This window comes from Geobacter sp. (assembly GCF_027327745.1).
In the GTDB taxonomy this organism is placed as follows: domain Bacteria; phylum Desulfobacterota; class Desulfuromonadia; order Geobacterales; family Geobacteraceae; genus Geobacter.
On sequence record NZ_DAHVYG010000082.1, the window covers coordinates 35,158 to 47,546 of the forward strand.

The 12,389-nt window shown below is 62.4% G+C and carries 10 protein-coding genes and 1 tRNA gene; all 11 read left to right on the forward strand.

The annotated features are described in order from the left end of the window. The first annotated feature begins 2 nt into the window (after nt 1–2). The 11 genes from M6689_RS15315 to M6689_RS15365 all read left to right on the forward strand — a co-directional run bounded on the left by M6689_RS15315 (nt 3) and on the right by M6689_RS15365 (nt 12,292). The gene (locus M6689_RS15315; protein WP_298273357.1) at nt 3–938 is read left to right on the forward strand and encodes a UDP-glucuronic acid decarboxylase family protein; all 936 of its coding nucleotides are present in this window, start codon (nt 3–5) and stop codon (nt 936–938) included. Nucleotides 939–954: 16 nt separating this feature from the next. Next, on the forward strand, nt 955–1,281 hold the full coding sequence (locus M6689_RS15320; RefSeq protein ID WP_298273358.1) for a septum formation initiator family protein: 327 nt from the start codon (nt 955–957) through the stop codon (nt 1,279–1,281). Between the two features lie 55 nt (nt 1,282–1,336). After that, on the forward strand, nt 1,337–1,480 hold the full coding sequence (locus M6689_RS15325) for a hypothetical protein (protein ID WP_298273359.1): 144 nt from the start codon (nt 1,337–1,339) through the stop codon (nt 1,478–1,480). Between the two features lie 17 nt (nt 1,481–1,497). Next, the gene (gene argS, locus M6689_RS15330) at nt 1,498–3,183 is read left to right on the forward strand and encodes an arginine--tRNA ligase (protein WP_298273361.1); all 1,686 of its coding nucleotides are present in this window, start codon (nt 1,498–1,500) and stop codon (nt 3,181–3,183) included. Beyond that, nucleotides 3,180–3,983: an SPOR domain-containing protein gene (locus M6689_RS15335; RefSeq protein WP_298273362.1), complete on the forward strand. Its 804-nt coding sequence runs from the start codon at nt 3,180–3,182 to the stop codon at nt 3,981–3,983. Before argS ends, M6689_RS15335 begins: the two co-directional genes overlap by 4 nt. Nucleotides 3,984–4,044: 61 nt before the next feature. After that, nucleotides 4,045–4,121: transfer RNA gene (locus tag M6689_RS15340), tRNA-Met, on the forward strand. A 400-nt stretch (nt 4,122–4,521) separates the two neighbouring features. Continuing rightward, the gene (locus M6689_RS15345; RefSeq protein WP_366949754.1) at nt 4,522–4,860 is read left to right on the forward strand and encodes a helix-turn-helix transcriptional regulator; all 339 of its coding nucleotides are present in this window, start codon (nt 4,522–4,524) and stop codon (nt 4,858–4,860) included. After that, nucleotides 4,850–6,142, forward strand: a complete 1,293-nt coding sequence (locus M6689_RS15350; protein WP_298273365.1) for a type II toxin-antitoxin system HipA family toxin — start codon at nt 4,850–4,852, stop codon at nt 6,140–6,142. Before M6689_RS15345 ends, M6689_RS15350 begins: the two co-directional genes overlap by 11 nt. A 337-nt stretch (nt 6,143–6,479) precedes the next feature. Then, on the forward strand, nt 6,480–7,712 hold the full coding sequence (locus M6689_RS15355; RefSeq protein ID WP_298273367.1) for an efflux RND transporter periplasmic adaptor subunit: 1,233 nt from the start codon (nt 6,480–6,482) through the stop codon (nt 7,710–7,712). 6 nt (nt 7,713–7,718) lie between these two features. After that, nucleotides 7,719–10,847: an efflux RND transporter permease subunit gene (locus tag M6689_RS15360; protein ID WP_298273369.1), complete on the forward strand. Its 3,129-nt coding sequence runs from the start codon at nt 7,719–7,721 to the stop codon at nt 10,845–10,847. 29 nt (nt 10,848–10,876) lie between these two features. After that, complete coding sequence (locus M6689_RS15365) at nt 10,877–12,292, forward strand: efflux transporter outer membrane subunit (RefSeq protein WP_366949755.1); 1,416 nt, start codon at nt 10,877–10,879, stop codon at nt 12,290–12,292. Nucleotides 12,293–12,389: the final 97 nt, after the last annotated feature.

Genomic DNA, 12,389 nt, shown 5'->3' on the forward strand with positions numbered 1-12,389 from the left:
CGATGCGGATTCTTGTCACCGGCGGTGCCGGATTCATCGGCTCCCATCTTTGCGAACGGCTCCTCGGCGAGGGGCACGACGTCCTCTGTCTCGACAATTTTTTCACCGGCAGCAAACAGAACATCGCCCGCCACCTGGGCAATCCCCGATTCGAACTGATCCGCCACGACATCACCGAGCCGATCCTGCTGGAGGTAGACCGGATTTACAACCTTGCCTGTCCGGCCTCACCGGTCCACTATCAGTACAATCCGGTGAAGACCATCAAGACGAACGTCATGGGAACCATCAATATGCTCGGCCTTGCCAAGCGGGTGAAGGCGCGGATTCTGCAGGCGTCGACCTCGGAGGTCTACGGCGACCCCCTCGTCCATCCACAGCCCGAGTCGTACTGGGGGAACGTGAACCCAATCGGGATCAGGAGCTGCTATGACGAAGGGAAACGGGTGGCCGAGACCCTCATGATGGACTATCACCGCCAGAACGGCGTCGACATCCGGATCGTGAGAATCTTCAATACCTATGGGCCGCGGATGGCGGTCCACGACGGTCGGGTGGTCTCCAACTTCATCGTGCAGGCCCTTCGGGGAGAGGATATCACCCTCTTCGGCGACGGGAGTCAGACCCGATCCTTCTGCTACGTCGACGACCTGGTGGATGGAATGGTCCGGATGATGGAGTGCGAGGGCTTCATCGGGCCGGTCAACCTCGGGAACCCGGTCGAAAACACGATCAGGGAGTTTGCCGAACGGATCCTGGCGCTGACCGGCTCGGACTCGAAGATCGTTGCCATGCCCCTGCCGAGCGACGATCCGAAGCAGCGGCAGCCGGACATTTCGCTTGCGCGCGAGCGGCTCGGCTGGCAACCGACCGTGGCACTCGACTCGGGTCTCAGAAGGACCATAGACTATTTCGCCGGCATTTCCGCCACGACGTAGCATCACCGGAGGACGCATGCGGAAACGTATGTATGCCATCCCAGCAGCGTGCATATTGTTTATCCTCTACTTCACCGTTTTCGGTGAGCGGGGGCTTTTGCGGATATATCACCTGAACCGCGAACGGGAGCAGATCCGGGAGCGGTTCGGCGAGATCAACGCGGAGAACGACAAGCTCAAGCGCGAGATCGAGGCGCTGAAGACCGACCGGCGCTACCTGGAAAGCATAGCGCGGAAGGATTTCGGGCTGGTGCGCCCCAACGAAACAGTCTACCAGTTTCCGTCGGCGGATAAGCAGGCGGCCGGGCAGCCCCGCAAGCCGGCGGCGGCGGATAACAAATAGTTTGAAGAGCGACGGCTGTTCGTTCTTCGGCGGTTATACAGCAGGAGAAAAGAGAATGAGCGGTACCCGGAGACAATCGTGCGCAATCTGCGCCTGGCGCGAAACCTGCGCCAAAAAGTTCTGCGTCACCGATGGCGGGGCGCACTGCCCCGACTTCACCCGGGACATCTCCATCAAGGTCCCGGAGGATTCCGAATGAACATGGCGGAGAGATCGATGAAGGAAAGCGTGCGCATCCTGGTGGGGGAGGGACTCGAACGGTGCTTTGCCGACGGCTCCCTCTCCTCGGGGGTGATGCCCCCCGTGGTCATAGAGAAGCCGGCCCACGAAGAGCACGGCGATTTCGCCTGCAACGTCGCCATGGCCATGGCCAAGGCGGAGCGTAAGGCCCCCCGCCAGATTGCCGAGACGCTGGTGAAGTATATGGAGGACCGTGACGGAATCATCGAGAGTATCGAGATTGCCGGCCCCGGTTTTATCAATTTCAGGATTGCAAATGCCGCATGGTGCCGCACCCTCGGCGCCATCGAGGCGGCAGGGGCCGACTACGGCACGAGCCGTGCCGGCGGAGGGAGTAAGGTGCAGGTGGAGTTCGTCAGCGCCAATCCCACCGGGCCGCTGCACATCGGCCATGGGCGCGGAGCGGCCATCGGCGATACCATCTGCCGCCTCCTTGCCGCCACGGGGTGGGACGTGACCCGCGAATTCTATTACAACGACGCCGGCGCGCAGATCGCCAACCTGGCGCTTTCGGTCCAGGCGCGCTGCCTCGGTATAGAGCCGGGCGACCCCCGCTGGCCGGCCGACGGCTACCAGGGCGAGTATATCAAGGATGTCGCCCGTTCCTACCTTGACCGCGAGACCGTGGATGCCGGCGACCAGCATGTCGCCGGCGCCGGCGACCCGAACGACCTCGACGCGATCCGCCGTTTCGCCGTGGCCTACCTGCGCCGGGAGCAGGACCAGGACCTCCTGACCTTCGACGTCCACTTCGACGTCTACTTCCTCGAATCGAGCCTCTACACCGAGGGACGCGTCGAAGCGGCGGTCAACCGCCTCATCGAGAATGGCCACACCTACGAGCAGGACGACGCCCTCTGGCTTCGCACCACGGACTTCGGCGACGACAAGGACCGCGTCATGCGCAAGTCCGATGGGAGCTACACCTATTTCGTTCCCGACGTGGCTTACCACCTGGCGAAATGGGAGCGGGGCTTCGTCCGCGTAATAAACGAGCAGGGGGCCGACCACCACAGCACCATCACCCGGGTGCGGGCCGGCCTGCAGGCCCTGAACGCCGGCATCCCGCAGGGGTGGCCGGAATATGTGCTCCACCAGATGGTGACGGTCATGCGCGGAGGCGAAGAGGTCAAGATCTCCAAGCGCGCCGGAAGCTACGTCACCCTCAGGGACCTGATCGACGAGGTGGGCCGCGACGCCACCCGCTTCTTCTTCCTGATGCGCAAGCCCGATTCCCAGCTCGTCTTCGACATCGATCTGGCCAAGCAGCAGTCGCTGGAAAATCCGGTCTATTACGTCCAGTACGCCCACGCCCGCATCTGCAGCATCTTCGAAAATGCCGCGGAGAAAGGGATCGCGGTGCCGTCATTCGCGTCGGCGGCGATGGAGCGGCTCGGAACGGCGGAAGAGATGGCAATTGTCAAACTCCTCGCCTCCTTCCCCGAGGTGGTCGAGGGTGCTGCCCAAGCCTTCGAACCTCACCGGATCACCTACTACCTCCAGGAGCTTGCCGGCTCGTTCCACTCCTTCTACAACAAGAACCGGGTCATAACGGAAGACATGGAACTGGCCGGTGCCCGTCTTTTCCTGCTCGCCTGCGTGGTGCGCACCCTGAAGAACGGCCTTGCCCTCCTGGGCGTATCCGCCCCGGAGAAAATGTGACGGACCGACGAAACATGGTTGTCGATTATCGCGAACGCAGGCAGGTAAGCAAGAACCGGCCGAAGTCAAAGCCGCTGGGAGCGCTGGTTTTCGGTTTCGTCATGGTGGCGGCGGGTTCTTTCGCCCTGGGGGTGGCGGCTGACCGGCTGCTGCTGAAGCTTCATCCGCCGAAGGCGCCAGCCGCTCCTTCTCCCCAAGCTGCAATCTCCTCGCGAACTGCCCAGCCGGCGACCAATGCGGCAGCTCCGGGTGCGTCGCCGGCACCACCACCACCCGCCGAACCTTCCCTTACCTTTTACAACACCCTGCCGAAGGGAGGACAGGCGATCCTGGGAAGCGGCATCAACCCCCGCAACGAGGAACCCCGGGGCGTTTCGTCAGCAAAGCATTCCCCGTCGGCAACTCTTTCGCCCAAAGAGCAGGCTCCTTCGAGGCCGTCTGCCGACAAGGGGGAGCCCGTTACCAAGCCGGCCGAGCCGTCGGAAAAGAAGACAACTGAAAAGAGTGGACTAACATCAACTAAGACAGCCAAGGACGCCGGCAGAGAGTCCGGAGCAAAGAAATCGGTTAACCCAAAAGGGAAATTTTCGGTCCAAGCCGCCTCGACCAAGGATCGAAAAGATGCCGAAGCCATCAAGGCAAAGCTCGCAGAGAAGGGATTCGCCGCCTATATCGTCGAATCGTCCGTCCCGGGCAAAGGCTCCTGGTATCGGGTACGGGTGGGAAAACAGATGGAACAGCCGGCGGCAAGCGAAATGGCTTCCATGGTCGGCGGCGGAGCGATCATCGTCCCGGAATAAGATGATGAATTTTATTATTGACTCGCCTCCGCAGGTGTGGTACTAATTGGTTCTCTTGTGACGCGGGGTGGAGCAGTCTGGTAGCTCGTCGGGCTCATAACCCGAAGGTCAGAGGTTCAAATCCTCTCCCCGCAACCAAATGATTTCAGGGACTTAGGCTAAATGCTTAAGTCCCTTTTTTAATGCTCTGACGCAGGTATTGACGCAGGTGACTTACATGAGCCCGAGAGCTACCAGAGCTTAACAGCTCCTCTAACCCCACCTGAGCTTGACCTGTTGGCGGTAGGTCCCATGTCCGGTTTCGGCCACCATACCCGTGAAATCCGGCAATGGCGCAATCCGAGGCATTGGCTCGCGAATACCGCACTATTTATCGAAATGATGTTACGAAGGAAGAGGAGCTGATCGCCCGATATTAAAATGAGAGGGACTTGAGTCGGGAGTTAGTCTGAGAAATATATTGACGCTTTTTGCTGGAATGGATACTATCGCACCCATAAAGCTATTTTATGAATACAATAATATCCATTGGTGATGAATGGCGTCTCCACAGAAGCGAACATATCTCCGCCCGACCCGAGATGCAGCCGAGCTCATGGGCAAGCTCATCCGCCTGGCGAGAAGAGAACGCAAGATGACCGAGGAAGATCTGGCGGGACGAGCAGGTATTTCCAGAAGGACATTGCAGAAAATCGAGCGCGGTGACCTGAAGTGTGAGGTTGGCCTGGTGTTCGAGGTTGCCAACCTTGTAGGCGTAAAGCTTTTCGGGGATGAAGATTCTGCGAATCTCTCCAGACATATAGGCCGTGTTGACGATAAACTGGCCCTGCTGCCCAAGCGGGTTCGCCGTGTCGTGAAGGTTGATGATGAATTCTGAGTACTCCGAAGTTTATGTCTGGGTTTGGCTCCCTGGAGAGACAGCGCCGGTGGTGGCCGGTAAACTTACGGCCATGGGGCCGACGTATGTCTTCAACTACGGTAAGAGCTACCTTCAACGCGACAATGCTATTGCGATATACGACGCCGAACTACCCCTTCGCCCGGGTCTGATCCCTCTGCTTCCCGGCCTTAGCATTCCGGGGTGTTTGCGGGATGCTGCTCCTGATGCATGGGGGCGGCGGGTGATATTGAACAAGAAGTTCGGGAGCAAAGCTTCCGTGATCGACCCGGCGGCACTTGATGAACTCAGCTATCTTATTGAGTCCGGGTCCGACCGGATTGGTGCCCTCGATTTTCAACGTTCGCCGACACAGTATGAGCCAAGATATGCATCCGCTGCATCCCTTGAAGAACTGATTGCGGCCACTGAGCGAGTCGAAAAGGGTATCCCCCTGACTCCGGAACTTGCTCAAGCACTTCAGCATGGTACCTCCATCGGAGGAGCACGACCCAAGGCCCTCATCGAAAGTGACACCCGGAAATTCATCGCGAAATTTTCCACCTCCACCGACCTTTACTCTGTCGTCAAAGCAGAGTTTATCGCCATGAGGCTGGCGTCCATGGCAGGCCTGGATGTGGCGCCGGTCTCGCTGAGAAGTGCCGCCGGCAAGGATGTGCTACTGGTGGAACGTTTTGACCGGACGGCGACGGCCAACGGATGGGAGCGCAAGGGCCTTGTTTCGGCACTGACACTGCTGGCTCTGGATGAAATGATGGCCCGCTATGCAAGCTACGAGAGCTTGGCCGAACTTATCAGGACCAAATTCAGAAATGCTCCTGGAACACTGCGGGAGTTATTTTCCCGGATCGTTTTCAACATCCTGGTCGGCAATACCGACGACCACGCTCGCAATCATGCGGCCTTCTGGGATGGGCTTATGTTGATGCTGACCCCGGCCTATGACATCTGTCCACAGGGGCGCCATGGTCACACCGCCACACAGGCAATGCTGATAACGGGAGATGACCGTTCAAGCCGGCTCGTCACCTGCGTTGAAGCCGCCCCACACTTCCTCCTTTCCGAGGAGGAGGCCATGCAAATTATCGAAAAGCAGATAACGTGCATTGAGCAAAACTGGTTGAAGGCCTGCGACGAGGCATCGTTGAGCGAGGTAGACCGGAATCTGCTGTGGGGAAATCAAATATTGAACCCGTATGTTTTCGAGGGGGCGGAAACAGGGGCACTGAAAGACCTCGCCAAACGGTACGAACGAGGATGAAATTCCTCACAAGAAAGGCAAGCAATAGAAGCCATGAAGATAGATTACGGGTCACAGATTACAGCTAAAGGTTCACGGGCTTTACCCTCCCCAACATCCTCAAAACAGTGGAGGAGGGGAGCCTCGTGGTGAAGTGTCTCGGATGATCCACGTCTTGCGAAAATTTTACCCATCCCTTCTTTTCGAGAATCACCCCATTTACCGCCACGTTAGCCCGTAGACGCCAGTAATCGCCTGATTGCGCTCCTGATTGACTTACCGGAAAATTGTTGTATGTGAGCTTTATCGTTTAATGCCTCCAAGGGACGAGTCTGCCGGCAAGTGAGAGGAACGGGCGATGGCGCATCCGGTAATGGTTGGGGTAAGGCCCGGGATTGTCGTGATCATGCGTGGCGCACTCTGCGTCTTCGCCTGCCTCTCCGCCCTCTCTTCGGTTGCGTGCCGGAAGGAAAAACCGCCTCCGGAACGGGCGCCGGAGGTGGAGGTCGTGCCGGTTGTCAGCAGAGATATCCCGATCGTGCACGAGTGGGTCGGCACCGCCGACGGCCTGGTCAACGCCACCATCCGGGCGCAGGTTACGGGGTACCTGATCAGGCAGGACTACAGGGAAGGGGACGTTGTCAGGAAAGGGCAGGTTTTGTTCGAAATCGATCCGCGCCCTTTCAAGGCCGCCCTGGACCAGGCGAAGGGGGAACTCGCCCGGCAGGAGGCGCAGCATGCGAACGCCAAGGCCAATCTGGACCGGATCAAGCCCCTTGTCGCCCAGAACGCGGTGAGCAAGAAGGACCTCGACGATGCCATCGGCGCCGAGCAGTCGACCCTGGCCGCGGTGATCGCCGCCCGGGCCGCGGTAGAGAACGCCCGGCTCAACCTCGGCTTCACGCGGATCACCTCCCTCATCAACGGCGTGGCCGGCCTCGCCCGGGCGCAGGTGGGGGACCTGGTCGGCCCGGCGGCCCAGGGGGGGGAGCTGACGACTGTCTCCACCATCAACCCGATCAAGGTTCGGTACACGGTCAACGAGCAGGCGTATATCGACTTCATGAGGCGGTTTTCCTCTGAGGCCGCCGGGCTGGAGGAAGCGAGGAAGCTGGAGATCGAGCTCTTCCTGGCCGACGGGTCGCGCTATCCGTTCACGGGGACATTCTACGCCATCGACCGGCAGGTGGACGTGCGGACCGGGACCCTGCGGGTCGAAGCGCTCTTTCCGAACCCGCGCCATCTTCTCCGTCCCGGCCAGTTCGTGCGGGTCCACGTCCACATCGGGACCAAAAAGGGAGCGCTCCTCGTTCCCCAGCGGGCGGTGACCGAGCTCCAGGGAAGCTACCAGGTGGCGGTGGTGGGGCACGACAACCGGGTGGAGATCCGGACGGTCAAGGGGGGCGAACGGGTCGGCTCTCTCTGGGTGATAGAAGAGGGGGTTAGGCCGGGAGAACGGGTTGTCGTGGAAGGGGTGCAGAAAGTCAGGCAGGGGCTGGCCGTGACCCCGAAGCCGTTCGCCCCGGTATCCACGCCCGTGCGCGAGCCCCCTGCGAGGTCCGAAAGCCGGCCGAGGGCCGCGGGGAGATAGCCCGCCATGTACCGGTTCTTCATCAGACGCCCCATCGTGGCGATCGTCATCGCCGTCATCACCGTCATCATCGGACTGGTCTCCATGGCGGGGCTTCCGGTGGCGCAGTATCCCAACATCGTCCCCCCCGAGATCCTCATCCAGGCCACCTACGTGGGGGCCGACGCGCTGGCGATCGAACAGGCGGTCGCCACGCCGCTGGAGCAGCAGATGAGCGGCGTGGACAACATGAACTACATGTTCTCCCTTAATCCGAACAACGGCCTGATGCGGATGACGGTGAACTTCGACGTGAAGACCGACCCGAACACCGACCAGGTCCTCGCCCAGCTGCGGGAGTCCCAGGCGGAGAGGCAACTCCCCCTCGACGTGCGCAACTACGGCGTGACGGTCCAGAAGGCCCTCTCCGCCCCCCTCGCGATCATCGCCCTCTACTCGCCCAAGGGGACCTACGACGCCACCTTCCTCGCCAACTACGCCTACATCAACATCGTCGACCAGTTGACCCGTGTGAGGGGGATCGCCAGCGTGGCGGTCTTCGGCGCGGGGCAGTACGCCATGCGCTGCTGGGTGCGGCCGGACATGCTGGCCAAGCTCAACATTACCATTCCCGAGATCGTCGACGCGCTGCAGAAACAGAACACGGTGAACCCCGCCGGCCAGGTGGGGGGCGAGCCGAGCCCCCCCGGCCAGGAGTTCACCTATGCAATCCGCGCCCAGGGACGGCTCGTAACAACCGGGGATTTCGGCCAGATCGTCCTGCGCGCCAACCCGGACGGTTCTCTCGTCCGCCTGAAAGACGTGGCGCGCCTGGAGCTGGGGTCCCAGGACTACAACATCCAGGGGCGCTTCAACGGCAGGCCGTCGGGGATCCTGGCCCTCTACCAGCTCCCGGGGACCAACGCCCTGGAAGCGGTGGAAGGGGCCAGGAAGGTGATGGCCACCCTCAAGGGCTCCTTCCCGGCCGATCTCGACTACGGGATCGCCCTTGACACCACCAGGTCGGTCACCGCCGGGCTTCACGAGATCGCCATAACCCTGGTCATCGCGGTAATCCTGGTGATCATCGTGGTCTTCGTCTTTCTTCAGGGGTGGCGGGCGACCCTCATCCCGATCGTTGCCGTGCCGGTGTCGCTGATCGGCACCTTCGCCTTTTTCCCCCTGCTCGGCTTTTCCATCAACCCCATCGCCCTGATGGGGATGGTGGTGGCCATCGGCCTCGTGGTGGACGACGCCATCGTGGTGGTGGAGGCGGTGGAGCGCCACATCGAGGAGGGCCTGGCGCCGCGGGAGGCGTCGCTCCAGGCGATGAGCGAGGTCGCCGGCCCGGTCGTGGCCATCGCCCTGGTCCTCGCCTCCGTCTTTCTCCCGACCGTCTTCATCCCGGGGATCACCGGCCGGCTCTACACCCAGTTCGCCGTCACCATCGCCATCTCGGTCCTTCTCTCCGCCTTCAACGCCCTGACCCTCTCCCCGGCGCTCTGCGCGCTTCTCCTTCGGCCGAAAAAGGAGACGCGCGGCCCCTTGGGGTGGTTTTACCGCAGTTTCAACCGCCTCTTCAGGCAGGGGGCCGATGCCTACGTCGACATCGCCCGCGCCGTCATCCGCAAGGCGGCGCTCGGGTTCGTCGTCCTGGCGGTGATGTCCGGGGCGATTTATATCCTCGGGAGGCAAATACCGGGCGGCTTCCTCCCCGAGGAGGACCAGGGGTACGTCTACGCCGTCATCCAACTCCCCAACGCCGCCTCCCTCCAGCGAACCTCGGAGGCCTGCCGCCGGGCGGAGCGGCTCATCATGGCGACCCCGGGCGTGGAGTACTGCACCACGGTCGTCGGCTTCAACCTCCTGAGCTACGTCCGCAACACCTACAGCGGCTTCTTCTTTATCAGGCTCAAGGATTGGGACGAGCGGCAGCGTCCGGGGGAGAACGCCGCGGGGATCATCGCCCGCCTGAACCGCGAGCTCGGCCGGTTGCCCGAAGGGAACGCCTTCGCCTTTTCCCCCCCCGCCATCCAGGGGGTCGGCACCGCGGGGGGGGTGACCTTCATCCTGGAGGACCGGGCCGGCAAGGATGTCGCTTACCTGGCGGAGAATACCGATAGATTCATCACCGCCGCCCGCAGACGCCCGGAGCTGGCGCGGGTGACCACGACGCTTCTCCCCGGCGTGCCGCAGTATTTCGTGGACGTGGACCGCGACAAGGTCCTGAGCGAGGGGGTGGACCTGGGGCAGGTGTACGGCACGCTCCAGGCGTTCATGGGGGGGCAGTTCGTCAACTACTTCAACCGCTTCGGCAGGCAGTGGCAGGTCTACGTGGAGGCGGAGGGGGACTTCCGCACCGACGTGCGGCAGCTGGGGCAGTTCTACGTGCGCAACGCCCACGGCGATCCCGTGCCGCTGGCGGCGGTGACGCGGGTGGAACGGCGCACCGGCCCCGAGTTCACCATGCGCTACAACCTCTTCCGCTCGGCGCAGATCAACGCCACGGCCGCCCCCGGCTACAGTTCGGCCCAGGCGATGCGGGCGCTGGAGGTGGTCTTTCACGAGACCATGCCGACCGACATGGGGTTCGATTACCTCGGCATGTCGTTCCAGGAACAGAAGGCGCAGCAGGGGGTCCCCCCCGCCGCCATCTTCGCGCTCTCGCTGCTGTTCGTCTTCCTGATCCTCGCCGCGCTCTACGAGAGCTGGTCCCTGCCTTTCAGCGTCCTGCTCAGCACTCCCATCGCCGTCTGCGGCGCGTTTGCGACCCTTCTCCTGCGCGGGATGCCGTTCAACATCTACGCCCAGATCGGCCTCATCGTCCTCATCGGTCTCGCGGCGAAGAACGCGATTCTCATCGTCGAATTCGCCAAGGACGAGCATGAAAGGGGGAGGGGGCTGCAGGAGGCGGCCCTTGCCGGCGCGCGGCTGCGGCTGCGTCCGATCCTGATGACCTCCTTCGCCTTCATCCTCGGCTGCCTGCCGCTTGCCATCGCCAGCGGCGCCGGCTCCATCGCCCGGCAGGTGATGGGAACCGGCGTCATCGGCGGCATGCTCGCGGCGACGGGGATCGCCATATTCCTGATCCCGATGCTGTTTTATGTGATCGAGAGGATTGGCAAGGGGAAGAAACACGTGAGGGGTGTGGAGTGAAGGGTAAGGTGAAAAGATTTATCGCAATTATGCTTCTGTGCCTCATTCTCGGCGGCTGCATGGTCGGTCCCGACTACCGGCGCCCGGCGGTGGAAACCCCCAGGTCCTGGCGCTTCGCGGAAAAGGAGGCGCGGGATGTCGTCAACACCCCCTGGTGGGAGCAGTTCGACGACCCGGTGCTCGTGGAGTTGATCGGGGTCGCGCTTCGGGAAAACAGGGAGCTGCTGATCGCCTCGGCCAGGGTGGAGGAGTTCCGGGGGCGGTATGGCGTGGCCCGCTCGCCCCTTTTCCCCCAACTCGGGGCCGGTGCCAGCGCGGGGAGGAAACGGAGCACCGAGCGGGGGCAGGTCCCCCTTTCCGCCACGGCCAGGAACCCGGCCGATCTGTTCAATGTGTCCCTCTTCGCCAGCTGGGAGATCGACTTCTGGGGGAGGTACCGGAGGGGGGCCGAAGCGGCCCGCGCCGACCTGCTCGGCACCGAGGAGGGGAGAAGGAGCGTCATTGTCTCCCTCGTCACGTCCGTCGCCGGCGCCTACGTAAACCTGCGCGACCTCGACCGGCAGCTGGAGATCGCCCGACGCACCGCCGATACGCGCGAGGAGTCGTACAGGATCTTCACGCTCCGCTTCCAGGGGGGGCTCATCTCCGAGCTGGAGCTGAGCCAGGTGAAGTCGGAGTACGAGCAGGCCCTCGCCACCATTCCCGCCATCGAGAAGGCCATCGCCCAGCAGGAAGATGCCCTGAGCGTGCTGCTGGGCCGCAATCCCGGCCCCATCAGGCGGGGGAACCCCATCGACGGACTGACGCTTCCGGCCGTTCCCGCGGGGCTCCCCTCGGAGCTCCTCGAAAGCCGCCCCGACATCCGTCAGGCGGAGCAGGAGCTCATCTCGGCCAACGCGCAGATCGGCGTCGCCCGCGCCCGGTACTTCCCGCGCATCTCCCTCACGGGGCTGTTCGGCTGGGAGAGCACGAACCTGTCGGGGCTCTTTTCCGGTCCGGCGCGCACCTGGAGCTGGGCCGCCCCCATCACCCAGCCGGTCTTCACCGGCGGTGCCATTGCGGGGCAGGTCGAGACGGCCGAGGCGTTCCGGGAAGAGGCGCTCCTGCGGTACCGCCAGGCGATCCAGAGCGCCTTCCGCGACGTGGAAGACGCCCTCGTCGACCAGAAGCGGACCCGCGAGCAGCTCCAGGCCCAGGCCCGGCAGGTGGAGGCGCTCCGCGCCTACGCCCGTACGGCCCGGCTTCGTTACGACAACGGCTACACGAGCTACATCGAGGTGCTCGACGCCGAGCAGAGCCTCTTCACGGCCGAGCTCGGCTACGTCCAGACGCAGGGGGGGCTGTTCCAGGCGCTCATCAACCTCTACAAGGCGATGGGGGGAGGATGGGTCGTTGCGGCGGAAAAGATGACCTTGCCGGCGGCAGGAGGAGGTGGTAGCCGTTAACAGCGTTTATGGCTAAAGAATTTGCATCGTGCGCCGATAAGTCAACAAAACTCCTACCATTTCGCGGAACTGTATGGCATTATCGCATTTCTAATGA